The sequence below is a fragment of the Kitasatospora sp. NPDC056327 genome, assembly GCF_042261735.1.
In the GTDB taxonomy this organism is placed as follows: Bacteria; Actinomycetota; Actinomycetes; order Streptomycetales; family Streptomycetaceae; genus Kitasatospora.
This window is the reverse complement of sequence record NZ_JBHJRC010000012.1, coordinates 44,346-66,274: the sequence shown is the minus strand read 5'-3', so window position 1 is coordinate 66,274 and position 21,929 is coordinate 44,346. Positions and strand designations below refer to the sequence as shown.

Sequence of the window (21,929 nt, the reverse complement as noted above, 5' to 3'; positions counted from 1 at the left end):
GAGCTGTTCGGCGTCTACCCGGAGGGCACCCGCTCGCCCGACGGCAAGCTCTACCGGGGGCGGTCCTCCGTCCCCCCGGCCGTCCCCGGGCCCGTCGTCCGGGCCGCCTGCCGGCTCCTCCTCGGGCCCGTCCACCGGGCGGCCCGCGGGGTCGTCGGTCTCCCGGTGGGCCGCCCGGGCCACCGCTTCGGCCCCGTGGGCGGTCTCGGCCGCCGCCTCGGCGGCCTCCGTGGCGTCCACCCGGTGCGCGGGTCCGGTCGTCCCGTTCCGGTCAGTCGTCCCGTCCCGGTCGCCCGGACCGTCCGGCCCGGTGGCCGGGGGAGCGCCGTCGAGCAGCACGTCGAGCAGCCGGACGGCCGCGGCCTTGTCCAGCGGGTCGTTGCCGTTGCCGCACTTGGGCGACTGCACGCAGGACGGGCAGCCGCGCTCGCACTCGCAGGCGGCGATCGCCGCCCGGGTGGCGGTCAGCCACTGCGCGGCGCGCCGGAAGCCGCGTTCGGCGAAGCCCGCCCCGCCGGGGTGGCCGTCGTAGACGAACACGGTGGGCAGCCCGGTGTCGGGGTGCAGGGGCACCGAGACGCCGCCGATGTCCCAGCGGTCGCAGGTGGCGAAGAGCGGGAGCAGACCGATCGAGGCGTGCTCGGCGGCGTGGGCGGCGCCGGGCAGCTGGTCGGGCGGGATCTCCGCGTCGAGCAGCTGGTCCTCGGTCACCGACCACCACACGGCCCGGGTACGCAGGGTCCGGGGCGGCAGGTCGAGCTTGCTCTCGCCCATGATCTCCCCGGTGGAGATCCGCTTGCGGAGGTAGCCGACCACCTGGTTGACCACCTCCACCGAACCGAAGCTGAGCCGGCCCTCGCCCCAGTCGACGGTGGTGTCGGTGGAGAGCACGGAGACGGAGGTGATGTCCCGGGCGGCGGTGGTGTAGGGCGGGTCGGCGCGCTCGACCAGGGCGACCGAGCTGTCCAGGTCGAAGTCCCGGACGAGGTAGGTGCGGCCCCGGTGGAGGTGGACGGCGCCGGTGTGCACGGTGGTGTGGGCGGCCGAGGCGTCCACGGTGCCGAGCAGCCGCCCGGTCGGCGCCTCGACGATCTGCACCGGGCTGCCGCCGCTGCCCCGCAGGTCCACGGCGTCGGCGGCCCGCTCGCGGCGGGTCCAGTACCAGGCGTCACCGCGCCGGCGGAGCAGTCCGCGCCGCTCCAGCACCGGCAGCAGCGGTGCGGCGGAGGGGCCGAACAGCTCCAGGTCGGCGTCGGTGAGCGGCAGCTCGGCGGCGGCCGCGCACAGGTGCGGGGCCAGGACGTGCGGGTTGTCCGGGTCGAGCACGGTGGCCTCGACCGGGGTCGCGAAGAGCGCCTCCGGGTGGTGCACCAGGTAGGTGTCCAGCGGGTCGTCCCGGGCGATCAGGACGGCGAGCGCGCCCTGGGCCTCCCGCCCGGCCCGGCCGGCCTGCTGCCAGAGCGAGGCCCGGGTGCCCGGGTAGCCGGCCATCAGGACGGCGTCCAGACCGGAGATGTCGACGCCGAGTTCGAGGGCGGAGGTGGAGGCGAGGCCGAGCAGCCGGCCGGAGTGCAGCTCGCGCTCCAGGGCCCGGCGCTCGTCGGCGAGGTAACCGCCGCGGTAGGCGGCGACCCGGTCGGCGAGCGGGCGGGGGAGCTGGTCCTGGGTCTGCAGGGCGACCAGTTCGGCGGCGCGCCGGGAGCGGACGAAGACGACGGTTCGAGTCTCCCGTTCGACCAGCGCGGTGAGCAGGTGGGCGGCCTCGGCGGTGGCCGTCCGGCGGACCGGCGCGCCGTGCTCGCCGACGTTCTCGGTGAGCGGCGGCTCCCAGAGCCCGAAGACCACCGGGCCGCGCGGCGAGGCGTCCTCGGTGACCGCCTCGGCGGGCAGTCCGGTGAGGCGGCGGGCGGTGACCGCCGGGTCGGCGGTGGTGGCGGAGGCGAGCAGGAAGACCGGCGAGGAGCCGTAGCGGGCGCAGATCCGCCGAAGCCGGCGCAGCACCTGGGCCACGTGCGAGCCGAACACGCCGCGGTAGCCGTGGCACTCGTCGATCACGACGTAGCGCAGGGTCTTGAGGAAGGAGGACCAGCGGGCGTGCGCGGGCAGGATGCCGCGGTGCAGCATGTCCGGATTGGTGAGGACGTAGGAGGCGTACTGGCGGACCCACTCGCGCTCCTCGGGCGGGGTGTCGCCGTCGTAGAGGGCGGCCCGGACGCGGGGCGGGGCGAGTTCCGCGGCCCGGCGGCGCTGGTCGGCGGCGAGGGCCTTGGTGGGGGCGAGGTAGAGCGCCGTGGCGCCCCGGCCGTTGCGGGCCTCGGTGCCTTCCAGCAGGTCGGACAGCACCGGGCCCAGGTATCCGAGGGACTTGCCGGAGGCGGTTCCTGTGGCGATCACCACAGATTGACCGGATTTGGCCAGGTTCATCGCTTCCGCCTGGTGGGCCCATGGCTCGCGCACGCCCATGGCCTGGGCGGACGCGGTGATCTCGGGCCGGATCCAGTCGGGCCACGGCGCATACCGGGCGGACCTGGCGGGAAGGTGCTCCGTATGGGTGAGCCGGTCCGACCGCCCGCGGGTGGTGGACAGGGTCGTGAGCAGTGCCTCGGGCAGGCTTTGACGCGGCGGCATGAGGACCCAGTGTGTCACCGGCGTGACGCAGAATCGTCCTAAGCCATCGTGCGGGCATGGTCGCAGGTGGTTGAATGTGGCGGTGACGGCCGTACGGCCGGGGGTCGCGGCGCTGAGGCCTGCCACGCGTTGAGTGGGTGCGCCCGGAGTTCGCGACCATGCGGTAGCGGCCGTCCGGCCGAGTATCGCAATGACGTAGCAAGGCAAGGTGCTGGAGGTTCCGTGGACCTGTCCCTGTCGACCCGTACAGTCGGCGACCGCACGGTCGTCGAGGTTGGCGGCGAGATCGATGTGTACACCGCCCCCAAGCTGCGCGAGCAGCTGGTCGAGCTCGTCAACGACGGCAGCTACCACCTCGTCGTCGACATGGAGGGCGTGGACTTCCTGGACTCCACGGGCCTCGGCGTGCTGGTGGGCGGTCTGAAGCGGGTGCGTGCCCACGAGGGCTCGCTGCGCCTGGTGTGCAACCAGGAGCGCATTCTGAAGATCTTCCGGATCACCGGCCTGACCAAGGTCTTCCCGATCCACAACTCGGTCGACGACGCGGTCCAGGCGACCGACTGATCCGTCGGGAGACTGACCCGGGCCGGGCCGGCCTGGCAGGGCCGGCCCGCCCGATCCCAATGCGTCCGGTGAGCCGGGGCCCCGTGCCCCGGCCCGTCCGGTCGTTCCTGGGCCGGTCGACACCGGCCCGCAGGGGCCGGATGCCCGGCCCCCGGTCGGAGCACCCCGAGGGGGAAGAGATGGCAACCGTCGAACTTCGATTCAGCGCGCTGCCCGAGCATGTGCGGACGGCCCGGCTGGTGGCCGCGGCAGTCGCCCGACGAGCCGGGGTCGACGAGTCGGTGCTCGACGAGGTGCGGCTGGCCGTCGGCGAGGCGTGCTCCCGCGCGGTCGGCCTGCACCGGCGCGGCGACATCAAGGGCGCGGTCCGGGTCGCTCTGATCGACCAGGAGAAGCGTTTCCTCATCGAGGTCGAGGACGAGGCCGGTCTCGACACCGTCCCGACCGCGGCGGAGGACGGCACGGACCCGGACGAGGACACCCTGGGACTCGCGGTGCTGACCGGACTGGTCGAGGACCTGGAGGTCAGCAGCGGCGCCGGCGGTGGTCTGATCCGGATGAGCTGGCCGGTCTCGGTGGACGCGCTCGCGCTCTGAGCGGCACCGTCCGCGGGACCGCCGGGGAAGACCCGGGGGAGTGGGCCCGGGGAGCAGGGCACGGTCGTCCCCGTGCGCGCGGGCGACGCGCGCACGGCACCGTGTGCGGACGGCGGGGAGCGGGACCGGGCGGGACCCGGGGGTCGAACGGCGGCCGTGTAGGTTCGCAGTTCGACGACCGAAACCGAAAGGGCTTCTCCCGGTGAACAAGCGACTGCTGGCCGTACCCGCGCTCGGGGCGCTGCTCGCGTTCGGCGCCGTCGGCTGCGGCGACGACAACAGCAAGCAGCTGGAGTCCTGGGCGGCGAACGTGTGCGGCGCGGCGAGGGAGCCGATCGCCCAGGCGCAGACCGCCCTCGCGGACACCGGCCAGGTGAAGGCCGGCGAGGCCCCGGCGGACCTCCAGAAGCGACTCTCGGCGGACATCGGCCGGCTGGCCAAGACCAACCAGGACATCGCCGCGGCCATCGACAAGGCCGGAGCCCCCAAGGTGGACGACGGGGCGACCCTGCAGAAGGACACCGTCGCCGAACTCACCAAGGCGGCCGACGGCTACCTGGAGGTCCAGAAGAAGCTGGACGCGCTCCCCAACACCGAGCAGTCGAAGTTCGCGGACGCGCTGCGCAGCGTCGCCGACCAGGTGGAGCAGCTCTCCGCGCTCTCCACGCAGGCGCAGGGCAAGCTCCAGCGCGGCGACCTGGGCGCGGCGATGGCCAAGCAGGAGGGGTGCAAGCCGGGTTCGGTCGCCGCCGCTCCCACCGGCTCGTCGACGGGCGGCCCGGCGGCCACCCCGACGGCCGGGGCCACCGACGCCGCGAGCCCGGCGGCGACCGATGCCGGGGGCACCCCGGCGCCGTCGACCCCGGCCCCGACCGCCGCGGCGGGCTGACGGCGGCACCGCGCCCCCGGGCGGGCCCACCGCGCGCCCGGTCGCCGTACCGCACCCGGTCGCGCCGCACGCCTCCCTACGGCACCCTGCGGCACCGCACCGCACCGCACCGCACCGAGCCGCACCGAACCGCACCGCCCCCTCGGCCCCGGCCGAGGGGGCTGCCGGCGTTGCGGGCGTGAGCGGCGGGGCCCGCGCCGGGGCGGCCGGGCGGACGGCCGGGCGTACGGGGCCGGCCGGGCGGTGGCCGGCAGAGCACGGGCGACCGCGCGGGGGACAATGGCGGGGTGATCAGTAGCCCCGTTCTCGACCCGACCCGCCTCGCCAAGCTGCGCGAGGCGCTGCTCGCCGCCTCGTACACCGCCGACGGCTGCCTGGACCTGCTCGGGCCCACCGGATACGCGGCGCTGGCGCGCAGCGAGGCGGTGCCCGCGCTGCGCGCGACACGCGGCGGCAGCCCGCTGGAGACGCTGGTGCGGCTCTTCCTGCTGCAGCAGCCGGTGCCCTACCGGGCGGCGGCTGCCGCGCTGCCGGTGGAGGACTGCCTGGCCGACGGCTGGCTGCGGCCGGACGGCGACCTGGTGCGCGCCACCGTGGACGTCCGCCCGTACGCCAACGAGGTCGCCGGGCTGCCGGGTTCGGACGCCTGGGTGGTCTCCGACCTGGGCTGCGCGGTCGGCGGCGCGGGCGGGATCGGCTCCGGCGAGACCGCGCACGGCGTGGCCCGCAAGGACCTGGTGCTCGGCGTCGGCGGCGCGTCCACCACGCTCGCCAACATCACGGTGCGCCGACCCGTCCGCTCGGTGCTGGACCTCGGCTCCGGCTCCGGCGTGCAGGCGCTGCACGCCGCCCGGCACGCCCAGCGGGTGACCGCCACCGACCTCAACGCAAGGGCGCTGCGCTTCAGCGAACTCACCCTGGCGCTGTCCGGGTTCGACAACACGGAGACCGCCGCCGGCAGCCTCTTCGAGCCGGTGGGGGAGCGGCGGTTCGACCTGATCGTCTCCAACCCGCCGTTCGTGATCTCGCCGGCCGGCCGGTTCACCTACCGGGACGGCGGGATGGCCGGGGACGACCTCTGCCGGAGCCTGGTCCGCTCGGCCGCCGCCCACTTGGAGCCGGGCGGCTACTGTCAGCTGCTGGCCAACTGGCAGCACGTCAGGGGCGAGGACTGGCAGGACCGGCTGGCGGGCTGGGTGGCCGGAACCGGTCTGGACGCCTGGGTGGTCCAGCGCGAGGTGCAGGACGTGGCCCAGTACGCGGAGCTGTGGCTGCGCGACGGCGGCGACCACCGCGGCCCCGGCGGCGACTACCGGGCCCGCTACGGGGAGTGGCTGGACGCCTTCGAGGCCGGCGGGGTGGAGGGGATCGGCTTCGGCTGGATCACCCTGCGGGCGGGCGGTGCCGAGCGGCCGACCGTCCGGGTGGAGGAGTGGCCGCACCCGGTGGAGCAGCCGCTCGGCCCGCACATCGAGGAGTGGTTCGACCGGCAGGACTTCCTGCGCGAGCACGACGACGCGGGCCTGCTGGCGGCGCGCTACGTGCTGGCCGACGAGGTGGTCCAGGAGCAGGTGGGCGCGCCGGGGGCGGAGGACCCCGAGCACGTGATCCTGCGTCACAACCGCGGGATGCGGCGGGCCACCAAGGTGGACACGGTGGGCGCCGGCTTCGTCGGGGTCTGCGACGGGACGCTGGCGGCGGGCGAGATCGTCGACGCGATCGCCCAGCTGCTCGGCGAGGACCGGGTGGTGCTGCGGGACCGGGTGCCGGAGTCGCTGCGGCTGCTCACCGAACAGGGGTTCATCCGGCCGGTGCTCTGACGGCCGCCGCTCCGACGGCCCGCGCGCCGACGGCCCGCGCGCCGGCGGCCCGCGCGCCGGCGGTCGGCCGGTTCACACCTCCGATCCCCCCGGTTCGCCGGATGTTCGCCGAACATCTGCCCCTCGTTCGGCCCGGGCTGTGAGGCTCTGTCCACAGGCTGTGGACAGAGCTGGGGCTTGGGGGCAGGGGTGGAGACGACGACGGCGACGCTGGGGGGCGCGGTACTCGCCCTCTTCGGCGGCGCACTTCTGTTCTGGTGCGCCGCCGAAGTGCGCCTGCGCCACCGTGTGCGCCGTCGGGGGGTGTCGACGGTGGCCACGGTGGTCGCGGAGTCCGACGCGCACGGCGAGCTCGACAGTGCGCCCCTCATATCCTTCGCCACCGAACCGGCCCTGGTCGGCCCGGCCTCCGCGGGTCCGCGCGGGTCCGCGTCGCGGGTCGGCGGGGGCCTCGCCGTCGAGGCGTGCGAGCTGGTGCTGACCCGCCCGCGCGGTCACACGCCGCTGCGCCGCCCGGCGGGCCTCGTCCCGGGCACCGCCGTCCGGATCGCCTACGATCCGCGCCGTCCCGGTCTGGCGGTGCTCGCCCGGGGGGAGGCCGGTTCCCGGGCCGTGGTCGCCGACCTGCTGTGGACGGCACTGGGTCTCGGCTGCCTGGCCGCCGGGGCACTCCTGCTGCTGCTCGCCCGCTAGCGGCCGACCGGCCGGCGGACCTGACGGCCCGACGGCCCACCGGGTCGTCCGCGGGGCCGGCCGCCGCGCACCGCCGACCGCCCGCCGCCGGGCATCCACGGGGCGTCGTTATTCCGTTGACAGATTTTGAAATCCGTCATTCCATCCTTCGAAACCCGCCGAAGCCCCCCTCCGCGGAGCACGATCCGTCGTCGTCGGGTTACCGTTCGAGTGGCGTCGGTCGGCCTTGCCGGTGAAATCACGGGATCCGTCCGTTTGACAAGGGTGGCCGGGGTACGGTCACACTCCGCTGGTGGGGTCGTCGTACAGCGGCAGCCCCGGGACGGTGGAGGGGTCGGGCGGAGCGCAGCCCGTGCTGCCAGCGCCGACCAGCTCACATAACGACCGGGAGAGAAGAGCGAAGGTGTCCCCGAGCAGCGAGACCGCGCACGGACAGCGACTCGTCATTGTCGAGTCGCCGGCCAAGGCGAAGACGATCAAGGGCTACCTGGGCCCCGGCTACATCGTCGAGGCGAGCGTCGGACACATTCGCGACCTCCCGAGCACGGCCGCCGAGGTCCCGGACAAGTACACCGGTGAGGTGCGCCGGCTCGGTGTGGACGTGGACCACGACTTCGCGCCGATCTACGTCGTCAACGCGGACAAGAAGTCCCAGGTCAGCAAGTTGAAGTCGCTCCTCGCGGAGTCCGACGAGCTCTTCCTCGCCACCGATGAGGACCGCGAGGGCGAGGCCATCGCGTGGCACCTCCAGCAGGTGCTCAAGCCCAAGGTGCCGGTGCACCGCATGGTGTTCCACGAGATCACCAAGACCGCCATCCAGGAGGCGGTGGCCAACCCGCGCGAGCTGAACCAGCGACTGGTCGACGCCCAGGAGACCCGCCGCATCCTCGACCGCCTGTACGGCTTCGAGGTCTCGCCGGTGCTCTGGAAGAAGGTCATGCCGAAGCTGTCGGCCGGCCGCGTGCAGTCGGTCGCGACCCGGCTGGTCGTCGAGCGCGAGCGCGAGCGGATGGCGTTCCGTTCGGCCTCGTACTGGGACCTGACCGGCACCTTCGGCACCGGCCGCACCCCGGCCGACGCGGCCAACCCGGAGAACTTCGGCGCCCGGCTCTCCGCCGTCGACGGAAAGCGGATCGCCAGCGGCCGCGACTTCGGCCAGGACGGCCGCCTCAAGGCCGGCAGCGCCAACACCCTGCACCTGGACGAGCAGGCCGCCCGCGCGCTGGCCGCCGCCCTGGAGCAGACCGCGTTCTCGGTGCGCGGCGTGGAGTCCAAGCCGTACCGCCGCTCGCCGTACGCGCCCTTCCGCACCACCACGCTCCAGCAGGAGGCCAGCCGCAAGCTGGGCTTCGGCGCCAAGCGGACCATGCAGGTGGCCCAGAAGCTGTACGAGAACGGCTTCATCACCTATATGCGAACGGACTCCACCACGCTGTCGGAGACCGCGATCGGCGCCGCCCGGGCGCAGGTCACCCAGCTCTACGGCGCCGACTACCTGCCGGACGCGCCGCGCACCTACGCCTCCAAGGTGAAGAACGCGCAGGAGGCGCACGAGGCGGTCCGCCCGTCCGGCGACCGCTTCCGCACCCCCGCCGAGACCGGTCTGTCCGGCGACGACTTCAGGCTCTACGAGCTGATCTGGATGCGCACCGTCGCCTCCCAGATGAAGGACGCGGTCGGCCAGTCGGTCACCGTGAAGGTGGGCGGCCGGGCCGCCGACGGCCGGGACGTCGAGTTCTCCGCCTCCGGCAAGATCATCACCTTCCACGGCTTCCTCAAGGCCTACGTCGAGGGCGCGGACGACCCGAACGCCGAGCTGGACGACCGCGAGCGCCGGCTGCCGCAGGTCGCCGAGGGCGATCCGCTGGCCGCCGAGCAGCTCACCCCCGAGGGCCACGCCACCAAGCCGCCGGCCCGCTACACCGAGGCCTCGCTGGTCAAGGAACTGGAGGACCGGGAGATCGGCCGCCCCTCCACCTACGCCTCGATCATCGACACCATCATCGGCCGCCGGTACGTCTTCAAGAAGGGGACGGCGCTGGTGCCGTCGTTCCTCTCCTTCGCCGTGGTCAACCTGCTGGAGAAGCACTTCGGCCGGCTGGTCGACTACGACTTCACCGCGAAGATGGAGGACGACCTCGACCGGATCGCGGCCGGCGAGGCGCAGTCCGTGCCGTGGCTGAAGCGGTTCTACTTCGGCGAGGGCGCCGGTGAGGGCGCGGCCGCGGGCGGTGCCGCCGAGGCCGGCAACGGCGACGGCGACCACCTGGGCGGTCTGAAGGAACTGGTCACCGACCTCGGCGCGATCGACGCCCGCGAGATCAGCTCGTTCCGGATCAGCGACGACCTCACCCTGCGGGTCGGCCGCTACGGCCCGTACGTGGAGCGCGCCTCCGAGGTCGAGGGCGAGCCCGGCCGACGCGCCGACATCCCGGACGACCTGCCGCCGGACGAGCTGACCGTCGAGCTGGCCGAGGAGCTGCTGGCCAAGCCCAGCGGCGACTACGAGCTCGGCCCGGACCCGGTCAGCGGCAACATGCTGGTCGCCAAGGACGGCCGCTACGGCCCGTACGTCACCGAGATCCTGCCCGAAGGAACGCCCAAGACGGGCAAGAACGCCGTCAAGCCGCGCACCGCCTCGCTGTTCCAGACGATGGCGCTGGACACCGTCACCCTGGACGACGCGCTCAAGCTGCTGTCGCTGCCCCGGGTGGTCGGCGCGGACCAGGAGGGCGTGGAGATCACCGCGCAGAACGGCCGCTACGGCCCGTACCTGAAGCGCGGCACCGACTCCCGCTCGCTCACCTCCGAGGACCAGCTGTTCACGGTCACGCTGGAGGAGGCGCTGGCGATCTACGCGCAGCCCAAGCAGCGCGGCCGGGCCGCCGCCGCACCGCCGCTCAAGGAGCTGGGCACCGACCCGGTCAGCGAGCGTCCGGTGGTGGTCAAGGACGGCCGGTTCGGTCCGTACGTGACCGACGGCGAGACCAACGCGACGCTCCGCAAGGACGACGCGGTCGAGACCATCACGCCCGAGCGCGGCTACGAGCTGCTCGCCGAGAAGCGGGCGCGCGGGCCGGTGAAGAAGACGGCGAAGAAGGCCCCGGCGAAGAAGGCGGCCGCCAAGAAGACCACCACGGCCAAGACCGCCGCGAAGAAGACCACCGCGGCGGCCAAGACGGCGGCGAAGAAGACCACCACGGTGAAGAAGACCGCCACCAAGACGGCGGCGGCGAAGAAGACCGCCGCGAGCCGGACCACCGCCACCGACGAGGGCTGATCCCCGGTCGGTCGCACCCGGGCCCGTGTCCGCCCCCAGCGGCACGGGCCCGAACCGTTCCCGGGCGGTCCGCGCGGTGCCCGGGACGGGGCGTGACAGGGGTGTGCGCGGTCCGTCACAACCCGGTCGCGGCGCCGGTTCCCGGCCGTGCTCCCCTCTTTTGCGCCATGCCCCGACCGCTACGCTGACCGTATGACGAGCGAGGAGCAGCCCACCCCCAGCGCCGCGGCGGCCGCCGTACCCGGCCCGCCCGCCCGGCCGGAGACCGCGCCCGCCGGGACCACCGGCGAGCGCATCCGGGCGTTGCTGCGGCTGCGCCCCTACCGGCGGCTGTGGACCACCCAGCTGATCGGCGGCACCGCCGACCGGCTCGGCCTGCTGGTGCTGCTCGTGCTGACCGTGATCGCCGCCGTGCTCGGCGGACCGCTCGGTGACCCGCCGCGCAGCCTCGCGTTCGCCGTCGCCGCGGTCCTCGCCACCCGGCTGGCCGCCACCGCCCTGGTCGGCGTCGCCCTGCTCGGCCCGGTGCACGGGCTGCTCGACGGCAGGCTCGACCGGCGCTGGACGATGCTCGGCGCCGACGCGCTGCGCGCCGTCCTGATCGGGGTCGCCCCCTGGTGGATCGTCTGGCTGGGTTCCGGCGCGAAGCCCTCCGCCTCGGCGACCTGGGTACTGCTCGCCACGGTCTTCCTGACCGGTGCCGCCGAGCGGGTCCGGGCCGTCGCCGGGGCCGCCGCCGTGCCCGGCCTGCTCCCGCCGGCCGACCCCTACGCCCCGCCGGCCGAGCGGCGCCCGTCCGCCGCCGACCTGGCCACCGTGCGGATCCTGGACCGCCGCACCGGCTGGGCCACCGTGCCGCTCGGCGCCGCGCTGCTGGTCGTGCTCACCCTGGTGAACAACGTCTTCGCGGCGCTCGGCTCGGACTGGCTGCGGGCCCACCAGACCACCTTCGCCGCGCTCGGCGCGGCCGGGCTGTTCGTGTTCTCGGCCGTCCGGGTCCACCTCCAGCAGCTGCCCGTCGGCCCCGGCCGGGTGTCGCCCGTCCCGCCGCTGCGGGGCCTGCGCGCCCCGACCGACGCGGCCCCCGGGCCCGCCCTGGCCAAGGGCCGGACCGGCTCGGCGCCCTACTTCACCTTCGCCGTCGCCGCCGGGTACGCCACGATGGCCGGCGTCGCCGCGCTGGCGCTGCCGACCGCGGCCGAGCACCGCGCCGGGCCGATCGGCTACGGCCTGCTGGTGCTGGCCGCGATCGGCGTTCCGGCGCTGGGCGGCCGGCTCTCCCGCGCCGTCCTGCCCGCGCTCTCCCGCCGCCGGCTGCTCGCGCTGGCCCTGCTCACCGAGGGCGTCGCGCTGATCCTGGCCGGCCTGGTGGTCGACTTCGTGCTCGTCCTGCTGCTCACCGTGCTGGCCGCGCTGGCCGCCGGCACGGTGATCTCCACCGGCCGCACCCTGCTCGCCCAGGAGGTCGAGGAGGTCCGGCTGCCCGCGGTCACCGAGCACCTGTACGCGGTGCTGCGGGTCGTGTCGGGCGCCGCGCTGGTCGGCGTCCCGCTGATCGCCGCCGCTTACGGCACCGTCGAGTACGGCACCGTCGAGCCCGGCTCGTTCACGTTCATCCACGGCGGCGCGGCCCTCGCGGTCGCCACCGCCGGACTGCTCACCCTGGTGCTGGCCGCCGTCCTCCTGCTGCGCACCGACGACCGGCGCGGCACCGTGCCGTTCGGCCGGGACCTCGCCGACGCGCTGCGCGGTGCCACCGGCCCGGCCCCGCACCGGGCGGGCACCGGCTTCTTCATCGCCCTGGAGGGCGGCGACGGCGCCGGCAAGTCCACCCAGGCCCAGGCGCTCGCCGAGTGGATCCGCGGCAAGGGCCACGAGGTCGTGCTCACCCGCGAGCCCGGCGGCAGCCCGGTCGGGCAGCGGCTGCGCGGCCTCGTCCTGGACGTCGGCAACACCGGTCTGTCGCACCGCGCCGAGGCCCTGATCTACGCGGCCGACCGGGCCGAGCACGTCGAGAACGTGATCCGCCCGGCCCTGGCCCGCGGCGCCGTCGTCATCACCGACCGGTACATGGACTCCTCCATCGCCTACCAGGGGGCCGGCCGCGACCTGGCAGCCACCGAGGTGGCCCGGATCTCCCGCTGGGCGACCGGCGGGCTGCTGCCCGACCTCACCGTCGTGCTGGACGTCGACCCGACCCGGGCCCGGGAGCGGTTCACCGAGGCGCTGGACCGCCTGGAGTCCGAGCCGACCGAGTTCCACCAGCGGGTCCGGTCCGGCTTCCTGGCGCTCGCCGCCGCCGACGCGGCCCGCTACCTGGTCGTCGACGGCAGCCAGGCGCCGGGCGCCGTCACCACCGCGATCCGCCACCGGCTGGACCGCGAGCTGCCGCTCTCCGAGCAGGAGCGGGCGGCCCGGGCCGAGCAGGAGCGGAAGGCGGCCGAGGAGGCGCGCCGCCGGGCCGAGGAGGAGGCCCGGAAGAAGGCCGAGGAGGAGGCCGCCGAGCGCAAGCGCCAGGAGGTGCTGGCGCAGCTGCGGGCCGAGCAGGCGGAGAAGGAGCGGCTGGCCGCGGAGGAGGCCGCGCGGGTCGCCGCCGAGGCCGAGCGCAAGGCCGCCGAGGAGGCCCGGAAGAAGGCCGAGGAGGAGGCCCGCCGCCGGGCGGAGGAGGAAGCGCGGCGGCGCGCGGAGGAGGAGGCGCGCCGGGCCGCGGAGGAGGCCGAGCGCAAGCGGCTCGCCGAGGAGGCGGCCGCCCGGGCGGAGCTCCAGCGGCAGCGCGAGCTGGCCCGCGAGGAGCAGCGGCGCCGGGCGGAGGAGGCGCTGCAGCGGGCCGAGGAGGCCCGGCTGGCGCAGGCCGCCGCACTGGCGGCGGCGGCCGCGGCCGCAGCCGAGGCGGCGGAGCGCGCGGGCGCGGCGGACGACGCGACCACCGAGCTGCGGGCGGTGCGGGACGGCGCGGGCGGCAACGAGGCCACCCAGGAGCTCTCGCTGCGGGGCCGGGGCACCGGTCCGGCCGGCGCGGGGGACGTCACGGCGACGGCGAAGCTGCCGGTCGTGCCGGACGCGCCCGGTGCGGCGGCGGACGAGACGGCGGTGCTGCCCCGGATCCCGGCGGCGGACGACGACCGGACGGCCGTGCTGCCCCGGGTCGGACCGGGCTCCGCGCCCGCCGGCCAGGTGTCCCCGGGCCTGTGGCGGGACGAGCGGCCGGGTGCCGCCGCCCGCCCGGAGCCGGCGGACCGGCCGGTGGACAGCACCCGCGAGCTGCCGGTGATCGACCCTGAGGAGGAGCCGCCCGCCGGTGACGCCCGGCCGCGGCCGGAGTGGGCGGAGGAGACTCCGCTGGACGACCTGCCCAGCCTCACCGACACCCTGCTCGGCTCGCGCGAGGAGTGGGCCCACTGGGGTCAGGACGACCGGTCGCGCCAGGGCGGTGGCGGCCGTGACGGCGGGCCGGCCGGCGGCGACGCCGGCCAGGACGGCGGCAGGGGCAAGGGCCGCCGCTGGGGCCGCCGCGGCTGACCCGTCGGCGCCGGGTGCGCCGTCCCGCGGCCCGGGCCCGGCTTGCGGCCCGGCCCGTGGCCCGGGGCTCCGGTGCCGCCCGGGGGTGTCGTGGCGGGCACGTATGCTCGACGGCGGGACCGGGACACGGTGGCCGGCGGCGTGCCCGGCGAGGCCCGGGTTCCCGCCGCCGTCGCGGACGCGGGCGGCGGTCCGTACCGAGCTGGGGAGCAGCAGTGGCCGTCTGGGACGACCTGGTGGGCCAGGAACGGGTGGTCGAGCAGCTGACCGCCGCCGCCCGGGCGGCCGGGGCGATCGTCGGCGCCGGGCGCGGCGCCGGGCCGGAGGCGGGCGCCAACGCCTCGCTGATGACGCACGCCTGGCTGTTCACCGGGCCGCCCGGGGCCGGTCAGACCACCGCCGCGCGGTCCTTCGCCGCCGCCCTCCAGTGCACCAGCCCCGACCTCGCGCTCGGCGGGACCCCCGGCTGCGGCTTCTGCGACGGTTGCCACACGGTGCTGGCGGGCAGCCACGCCGACGTGAAGTACGTCCGCACCGACGGCCTGTCCATCGGCGTCGGCGACATGCGCGACCTCGTCCTGCGCGCCTCCAGCTACCCGACCGGCGGGCGCTGGTCGGTGATCCTGGTGGATGCCGCGCACCGGCTCACCGAGGCCGCCGCCAACGCGCTGCTCAAGGGCGTGGAGGAGCCGTCCCCGCGGACCGTCTGGCTGCTCTGCGCGCCCTCCGTGCAGGACGTCCTGCCGACCATCCGCTCCCGCTGCCGTCTGCTGGTGCTGCGCACCCCGGCCGCCGACGCCGTCGCCGACATGCTGGTGCGGCGGGACGGCGTCGAGCCGCACACCGCCCGGCTGGCCGCGCTGGCCGGGCAGGGCGACGTCGAGCGGGCGCGCCGGCTGGCCGTCGACGAGCAGGCCCGGACCCGCCGCGCCGACGTTCTGCGGATCCCGCTGGAGGTCGGGGACATCGGCGGCTGCCTGGCCGCGGCCCAGCGCCTGGTCGACACCGCCAAGGCCGACGCCGAGGCGCTCGCCGAGACCCAGGACGCCAAGGAGACCGACGACCTCAAGGCCGCCTACGGCGCGGCCGACGGCATCAAGGCGCCGCGCGGCATGGCCGGAGCGGTCAAGGAACTGGAGAAGCGGCAGAAGAGCCGGGCCACCCGGACCCGCCGCGAGACGCTCGGCGTCGCCCTGCTGGACCTGCTCGGTTTCTACCGGGACGTCCTCGCGCTCCAGCTCGGCTCGACCGGGGCGCTGGCCAACGAGGACCAGCGGCAGGCGCTCGACCGGGTCGCCCACGGCGGTCCGCCGGAGGCCACCCTGCGCCGGATCGAGGCGGTGCTCGCCTGCCGGCGGGCGCTGGACCGCAACGTCGACCCGCTGCTCGCCGTCGAGGCGATGACGGTGGCGCTGCGCGCGGGCTGAGCCGCCGGGGGCGCGGGGCGGGGGAGGGCATCCGCGGGGGAGTGCGGGGCGCTGTGCGGGCCCGTACACCCGGCCCGCACAGCAGGCAGGGCAGGGCCGGGCGGGGCCTCCCGCCCCAGTGCGGTGTCCCACCTTCGAGTGAATGAGCGATACGCGCCGGGCGCACCCGCGTACGGCGCGCGGGTCGTCTTGCACGCTGGGGGCCGACTGCGCCCCGACGCCGGGGCCGTTCCGTCCCTTACGGTGCCGGGCCCGACGGGTCGTCCGGTCCCTCCTCCGAGGTGGTGCGTCCCCATGGTCCGTTCGCTCCTGATCGTTCCCCTGCTGGCCGCCGCCGCGGGCGGGGTCTGGCTGACCCGCGGTGCTCTGCTGCGCCGGCGGGACCTGCTGGCCGCCGAGACGTACGAGCTGGGCGGTGATCAGCGGCCGATGCTGGTGCGGGCGGCCGCGGCGATGGTCTGCGGCGTCTGCGTCACCGTGCTGACGCTGCTGACGGCGCTGGGCACGTTCGGCGAGCCGGACGGCGCGGCGGACGGCGCGGCGGACGGGCGGCCCGGCGCCGCCGACCGGTTCGACGGCGCGGGCGCTCCCGTGGCGGCCGGCGGTCAGGGCGCGGCCCCGGGCGGCGGCCTGCAGGCCCTCCCGCCGGCGGAGTCCGCGGGGACGGCCGGGGCCGCCGGAACCGCCGACACCGCCGCGCTTCCCGTGACGACGCCCGCCCCGGTGCCGGTGGTCAGCCGGTTCGACAGCGTCGGTCACCCCGGCGGCGGCGAGCTGCTGCAGTCCGCCGTGCCCGGCCCGGACGGCCATCCGCGCAACGTCAGGGTCTGGCTGCCCGCCCAGTACGCGAAGGACCCGAACGCCCGCTTCCCAGTCGTCGTGATGCAGGCCGCCACTCCCCGCAGGACCGCCGACACCGAGGTCCCGGACGTCTTCGAGGGCCTCGCCTCCGCGGTGCAGAGCGGGCGGTCCAAGCCGTTCATCCTGGTCGCACCCGAGGCGCCGAACGGCACCGGGCACCCCTGCGAGCTGGTCGCCGCGGCCCCGATGGCCGTCGCCGACGACGCCGCGCTGCGCACCACCGTCGCGGCCACCTTCCGCACCCTGCCGCCCGGCCCGGCCGCCTGGGGCACGCTCGGGGTGGAGGACGGCGCGCCCTGCGCGGCGGCGGCCGGCCTGGCCCGGCCCGACCTGTACGGCGCGGCGGCGGCCGTCTCCGGCCGGTACGACGCGGCCGCGCTCGCCCGGACCGGCGCCGAGGCGCCCGCCACCGGCACCCCGAGGCTGCTGCTCGCCGCCGGGAAGGCGGACACCGCGGGCCTGGACGCCGCCCGGGGGCTCCAGTCGGCGCTGCGCACCGGCACCGGCGCCGCCGCCCGCGCCGAGGTGCGGATCTCCGACAACGCGACGGACTACTCGGCGGAGCGGATCCGGCTGCGGCTGGTCCGGCAGGCGGCGCAGTACCTCGGCGAGGCGCTCGGCAGGACGTCTTGAGGGACCGGGGCGGGCACTACGCTTCCGGTACCCCGGCAGGCAGCGAGGGCGCCGGGTGCGAACGGCTGAGGGGATCCTTGATGCGGGCCGACGAGCGGCAGGACGCCCCGGTCCGGGCGGGGACCGGGCGGCGCGGCGGGCGCGGGGGAACGGCGGCGGCCGCGCTGCTGGTGGCGACCGGACTGGTCGCCGGCGGCTGCGCGGACGGCCGGGCGGGGACGCCCGGTGCCGTCTCCTCCGACACCGTCGCGTCCGGCGCTGCGTCGGCCGGGGCGGGGTCGGGCGCGGCTCCGTCCGGGACCGCTCCGTCCGGGACCGCTCCGTCCGGTGCCGGCGCGTCCGGGACCGCCGTGAACGGGAGCCCGTCGGCGCCGGTCACCCCGCTGGAGCCGCTGCCGGCCGCCGTGCCGGCCGCGCTCGCCCCCTACTACGGGCAGAAGCTCGCCTGGCAGCCCTGCGACGACGGCCACGAGTGCACCACCTTCCGGGTGCCGCTGGACTACGACCGCCCCGGCGACGGCGGCGACCTCACGCTGTCCGCCGTCCGCGCCCCGGCCGTGCCGGAGGGGGCGACCGGGGGCACCGGGTCCGGCGGGCGGATCGGTTCGCTGCTGCTCAACCCGGGCGGCCCGGGAGGCTCCGCCGTCGAGTACGTCGAGAGCGTGGCGCGCACCTACGACCCCGGCGTGCGCGCCCGCTACGACCTGGTCGGCCTCGATCCGCGCGGGGTCGGCCGCAGCGCCCCGGTCAGCTGCCTGAGCGGGGAGCGGATGGACGCGTACACCGCCGTCGACATCACCCCCGACGACCCGGCCGAGGTCGACGCCCTGGTGGCCGCCGCCAAGGAGTTCGCCGAGGGCTGCCGGCAGCGCTCCGGCGACCGGCTCGGCCACCTGAGCACCGTCGAGGCGGCCCGCGACCTCGACGTGCTGCGCGCCCTGCTCGGCGACGAGCGGCTCAACTACGTCGGCAAGTCCTACGGCACCTTCCTCGGCGCGACGTACGCGGGCCTGTTCCCCGGCCGCACCGGCCGGATCGTGCTCGACGGCGCGATGGACCCCTCGCTGGACTCGCTGTCCGGCAACCGCACCCAGGCGGGCGGCTTCGAGACCGCCTGGGCGGCCTTCGCCAAGGACTGCGCCGAGCGCGAGGACTGCCCGCTCGGCCGCACCGAGCAACAGGCCGGCGAGCAGCTCACCGCCCTGTTCGCGGCCGTCGACGCGCACGCCCTGACGACCGCCGACGGCGACCGGCGGCTGAGCGAGGCGCAGGCGACCACCGGGGTCGTCCAGGCGATGTACGCCGACTTCCTCTGGCCCCGGCTGCGCACCGCGCTCGCCGGCGCCCGGGCCGGTGACGGCACCGGCCTGCTCAAGCTCTCCGACGCGTACTACGGGCGGGAGGCGGACGGCTCCTACCCCAATCTGATGTTCGCCAACATGGCGGTGAACTGCCTCGACCTGCCCGCACCGTTCACCGGTCCCGACGACGCGGCGCGGGCGGTGCCGGAGTTCGAGCGGACCTCGCCGCAGTTCGGCCGGGACATGGCCTGGATGGCGCTGACCTGCACCTACTGGCCGGTCCGGGCCACCGGGACGCCGCACACCGTGCGGGCCGCCGGCGCCGCGCCGATCGTGGTCGTCGGCACCACCCGGGACCCGGCGACCCCGTACGGGTGGGCGCAGGCGCTGGCCGGGCAGCTGGAGTCGGGGCGGCTGCTGACCTACGACGGGGACGGGCACACCGCGTACGGCCGCCACGACGCCTGCCTCGACGGTGCGGTCAACCGGTACCTGCTGGACGGCGAGGCGCCGGCGAACGGGACGCGCTGCGGGAGCTGACGGGCGGGAGCCGGGAGGAGAGGGGAAACCGGGCGACGGGAAATCCTTCGGGCGCCCGGCGGTGCGACGTTACGATGAGCGCCCCTCACCTCTCCCCACCCCCACCGGAGCCCATCGTGCTCGGAGTCAACGACCTGGCGACGTACGTCCTCGGCGCCCTCGTCATCGTCCTCCTCCCCGGCCCCAACTCCCTCTACGTGCTCTCCGTCGCCGCCCGCAAGGGCGTCCGCACCGGCTACCGGGCGGCGGCCGGCGTCTTCGTCGGAGACTTCACGCTCATCAGCCTGACCGCGCTCGGCGCGTCCTCGCTCCTGAAGGCCAACCCGGCGGTCTTCGCCGTGGTGAAGTTCGGCGGGGCCGCCTATCTGCTCTGGATAGGCATCGGCATGCTGCGCGCCGCCCGCGGGCTGTGGCGCGAGCACCGCGCGGGCGCCGAGCCCGCCGCGGACGCCGGGATCCCGGACGCCGCCGAACGCCCGTTCCGCCGCGCGCTGGTGATCAGCCTGCTGAACCCCAAGGCCATACTCTTCCTGCTCTCCTTCTTCACGCAGTTCGTGGACCCCTCTTACGGCAGCCCGGTGCTGTCCTTCGCCCTCCTGGGCGGTGTGCTGCAGGCCTTCAGCTTCCTGTACCTGTCGCTGCTGATCTTCGCGGGCACCTCGCTCGCCTCCGCCTTCCGCCGCCGCAAGCGCCTCTCCGCCGGCCTCACCGGTGGCGTCGCCGCCCTCTTCGCGGGGTTCGCCGCCAAGCTCGCCGTCTCCTCCGCCTGACCCGCGCACCCCGCCCGCACCCCACCCACCACGCGCCCCGCCGCCGCCCCGGTACCGCGTTACGGATCACCCGCGAACCTGTGTAGACTGGCCCGCGTTGCCGGGACAACCGGCAGCGGTGCCGCCTTAGCTCAGTTGGCCAGAGCAACGCACTCGTAATGCGTAGGTCATGGGTTCGAATCCCATAGGCGGCTCAGTGAAGGCCCAGGTCAGATAGCCGCTGACCTGGGCCTTGTGTTGTTTCCGGGTGTGCGGGCAGGCGTTGGCGGTGTGCTGCGGGATCGCCTGTGTGCGATGCGTGAGTGCCGGTGCCGCTCTCCGATTGGACCTTGGTGTTCTTGGCTGTGGTCTTCGCCTTGTTCATTCGGGGCCTTCTGCTCGGCGTTCATCGTGCGTATCGAGTACACGGGGCGGTCACCAGTTGGTGGGCGCCCACTGTTGTTCAGTCGGTCTTTGAGCGCGAAATCCAGTTATGCCTGCACTGGCTCGAATCGGATCACGATCGCGGCAGCGGCACCTGGTGGGCCCTCTGGAGGCGGGAGTATCGTTACGCCTCCTTTGTCACTGAGGCTTTCGCGGGGCGGAGGAGGTCGAGGACGTGGGTCCAGTTGTATTTGTCGCGGCCTCCGCCGGCCTTGGGTTTGTGGGGGACGTAATCGCCGAGCAGGACGCCCATCGACCGGAGGCGGGTGAGGCTTTCCGCGTAGGCGGGGTGCGCGGCCTGGGCGGAGTTGACGTAGGGCTGGACGGCCACGGGGATGCCGAGGCCGTACGCCTCGCAGAGGATGCCGAGCGCGAGGGTGTCGGAGATGCCGGCGGCCCACTTGTTGATGGTGTTGAAGGTGGCCGGGGCGACGGCGATGGCGTCGGCCGGGGGCAGTGGCTGGGGGATGCTCGGTGTGCGCCAGGCGGAGCGGATCGGGTGGCCGGTCTGGGCTTCGACGGCTTCCTGGTCTATGAATCCGAGTCCGTTCGGGGTCGCGATCACGCCGACTCCCCAGCCCTCGGCGTGGGCGGCGGTGATCAGTTCGCTCACTCCGTCGGCGATGCCCGACGCGCAGACGACGACGTAGAGGAACGGCTCGCGGTGCTCGGTCAAACCTGGACTCCCAACTCCTGGCAGAAACGGCGAAGCTCCGGGACGGCGCCGCGCCGGTCGCGAGCGGCCATGTCACCGGCCAGCTTGAGCACGCTGGGCCGTCGGCGGATGTCCTCCGAGGCACAGCTCTCCGCGATCCTGAGCGCTTTGTATCCCTCGGCCAGTCTGCCCTGCTGGCTGTAGGCCCGTGCAGCCTCCACCCACAGTGCCGCCCGGCGCTCGGGAACCGGGATGCGCCTGCGCATCAGCGGCTGGGCGGCTTCCAGCGCCGCTCCGGCGTCGCCCAGGACGACCGAGGCGCTCACCGAGTGGAGCGCGACGTTGGTCGGACTGAAGTTTGCCCAGGCTTCGGGGCTGTCGAGGTCGACGTAGCGCGCGACCTCCTGAGCCTCGGAGAGGAACTCGGCGGTCGTGGCGCGGTCACCGCCGGCGCTTGCGGCCGTCACCCCGCGAAGGAGCATGAGCCCCAGCGCGGCGAGGTACTCGGGCGGGCGCCGGTCGTAGCTGCCGGAAAGCTGGTCGGCGATGTGCCGGATGAGGGTGACGGCGGGCGCGGTGTGCCGGTCGCGCGCGAGGACGTGCGCCTGGACGCGGACGCTGGAGGCCATCACCACGGGGTCGGCGCTCCGTTCGGCCTCGGCCATGGCACGGCCGACCGCCAGCCAGGCGTTGCCGTGGTCGCCGAGCTTGAGCAGCAGGCTGACCGCGGTCTGGTACGCCGTCGCGAGGAGGCCGGACAGGACCTGATCGTCGCCGCGGGAGGCATCCTGGGCCTGACGAAGGTCGGCGATCAGCGAGGGCAGAGCGCCTTCGAGTTCGGCGTACCGGCAGGTGTAGAAGAGCCTCCGAGCCTGGGAGAGCCGGGCCGCGAGTGCGGCCCGGGGTTGTGGCGCGTGATCGGCTGGAACAGGTCCAGGCAGCAGCGCCTGGACCAGCTCTATCCCCACGCGGGGACGGGGCGTCGGGGTCGCGAGCGCGGCGACGCTCGCGGCCAGAAAGTTGCGACGGTGCATCTCGTCCGTCCTGCTGTCCGCACTGGTATGGGAGGACAGGCCCAGGCTTCCCAGCGGGATGTCGAGCACAGCTGCGACAGCGCGCAGGACGTCGATGTCCTGCGTTCCCTTGCCGCTCTCCAACCGGCTGATCTTCGACTGGTGGTAGCCCAGTTCGGTGGCCACGTCCGCCTGCGACCGGCCGCTCAACACTCGCGCGCGGCGGATCACCTCTCCGATCCCACCCGCAGCGGAGTGTCCTTTGGCCGTCCGCGACATGGCTCTCCTGCCAATGCTGATCCTGCCCTGGCGAGCCG

14 protein-coding genes and 1 tRNA gene are annotated in these 21,929 nt (G+C 75.1%); 12 read left to right on the top strand and 3 right to left on the bottom strand.

Features of this window, described 5'->3' with window-relative positions; translation table 11 throughout:
- A partial coding sequence (locus tag ACFCX4_RS03645) for a DEAD/DEAH box helicase (protein ID WP_376138595.1) occupies nt 1-2,628 on the bottom strand: 2,628 nt, incomplete at its 3' end.
- Between the two features lie 222 nt (nt 2,629-2,850).
- Here ACFCX4_RS03645 and bldG point away from each other — a divergent pair.
- The 12 genes from bldG (at nt 2,851) to ACFCX4_RS03585 (ending at nt 19,715) form a co-directional block, all read left to right on the top strand.
- Entirely contained in the window at nt 2,851-3,192 is a 342-nt protein-coding gene (gene bldG, locus ACFCX4_RS03640; RefSeq protein WP_344342978.1) for an anti-sigma factor antagonist BldG, read from the top strand.
- Between the two features lie 179 nt (nt 3,193-3,371).
- The gene (locus ACFCX4_RS03635) at nt 3,372-3,788 is read left to right on the top strand and encodes an ATP-binding protein (RefSeq protein ID WP_376138593.1); all 417 of its coding nucleotides are present in this window, start codon (nt 3,372-3,374) and stop codon (nt 3,786-3,788) included.
- A 202-nt stretch (nt 3,789-3,990) separates the two neighbouring features.
- The gene (locus ACFCX4_RS03630; RefSeq protein WP_376138591.1) at nt 3,991-4,677 is read left to right on the top strand and encodes a hypothetical protein; all 687 of its coding nucleotides are present in this window, start codon (nt 3,991-3,993) and stop codon (nt 4,675-4,677) included.
- Nucleotides 4,678-4,964: 287 nt separating this feature from the next.
- Complete coding sequence (locus ACFCX4_RS03625; RefSeq protein WP_376138589.1) at nt 4,965-6,497, top strand: methyltransferase; 1,533 nt, start codon at nt 4,965-4,967, stop codon at nt 6,495-6,497.
- Between the two features lie 189 nt (nt 6,498-6,686).
- Nucleotides 6,687-7,190 (top strand): DUF3592 domain-containing protein, encoded by a 504-nt coding sequence (locus ACFCX4_RS03620; protein ID WP_376138587.1) that lies wholly within the window; start codon nt 6,687-6,689, stop codon nt 7,188-7,190.
- A gap of 403 nt (nt 7,191-7,593) precedes the next feature.
- Nucleotides 7,594-10,470 carry a type I DNA topoisomerase gene (gene topA / locus ACFCX4_RS03615; protein WP_376138585.1) on the top strand — a complete coding sequence of 959 codons (2,877 nt, stop codon included), beginning with the start codon at nt 7,594-7,596 and terminating at the stop codon, nt 10,468-10,470.
- 192 nt (nt 10,471-10,662) lie between these two features.
- Entirely contained in the window at nt 10,663-13,989 is a 3,327-nt protein-coding gene (tmk, locus tag ACFCX4_RS03610; protein WP_376138583.1) for a dTMP kinase, read from the top strand.
- Between the two features lie 215 nt (nt 13,990-14,204).
- Nucleotides 14,205-15,416, top strand: a complete 1,212-nt coding sequence (locus ACFCX4_RS03605; RefSeq protein ID WP_376138581.1) for a DNA polymerase III subunit delta' — start codon at nt 14,205-14,207, stop codon at nt 15,414-15,416.
- A 294-nt stretch (nt 15,417-15,710) separates the two neighbouring features.
- Nucleotides 15,711-16,910, top strand: coding sequence for a hypothetical protein (locus ACFCX4_RS03600; RefSeq protein ID WP_376138579.1), 1,200 nt, complete (start codon nt 15,711-15,713; stop codon nt 16,908-16,910).
- Between the two features lie 80 nt (nt 16,911-16,990).
- On the top strand, nt 16,991-18,751 hold the full coding sequence (locus ACFCX4_RS03595) for an alpha/beta hydrolase (protein WP_376138577.1): 1,761 nt from the start codon (nt 16,991-16,993) through the stop codon (nt 18,749-18,751).
- Between the two features lie 116 nt (nt 18,752-18,867).
- Nucleotides 18,868-19,521 (top strand): leucine efflux protein LeuE, encoded by a 654-nt coding sequence (gene leuE / locus ACFCX4_RS03590; protein WP_376138575.1) that lies wholly within the window; start codon nt 18,868-18,870, stop codon nt 19,519-19,521.
- Nucleotides 19,522-19,641: 120 nt separating this feature from the next.
- Nucleotides 19,642-19,715: transfer RNA gene (locus tag ACFCX4_RS03585), tRNA-Thr, on the top strand.
- Between the two features lie 353 nt (nt 19,716-20,068).
- Here ACFCX4_RS03585 and ACFCX4_RS03580 read toward each other — a convergent pair.
- Complete coding sequence (locus ACFCX4_RS03580; protein ID WP_376138573.1) at nt 20,069-20,620, bottom strand: flavoprotein; 552 nt, start codon at nt 20,618-20,620, stop codon at nt 20,069-20,071.
- Complete coding sequence (locus ACFCX4_RS03575; protein ID WP_376138571.1) at nt 20,617-21,891, bottom strand: helix-turn-helix domain-containing protein; 1,275 nt, start codon at nt 21,889-21,891, stop codon at nt 20,617-20,619. The genes ACFCX4_RS03580 and ACFCX4_RS03575 overlap by 4 nt, the downstream gene beginning before the upstream one ends.
- Nucleotides 21,892-21,929: the final 38 nt, after the last annotated feature.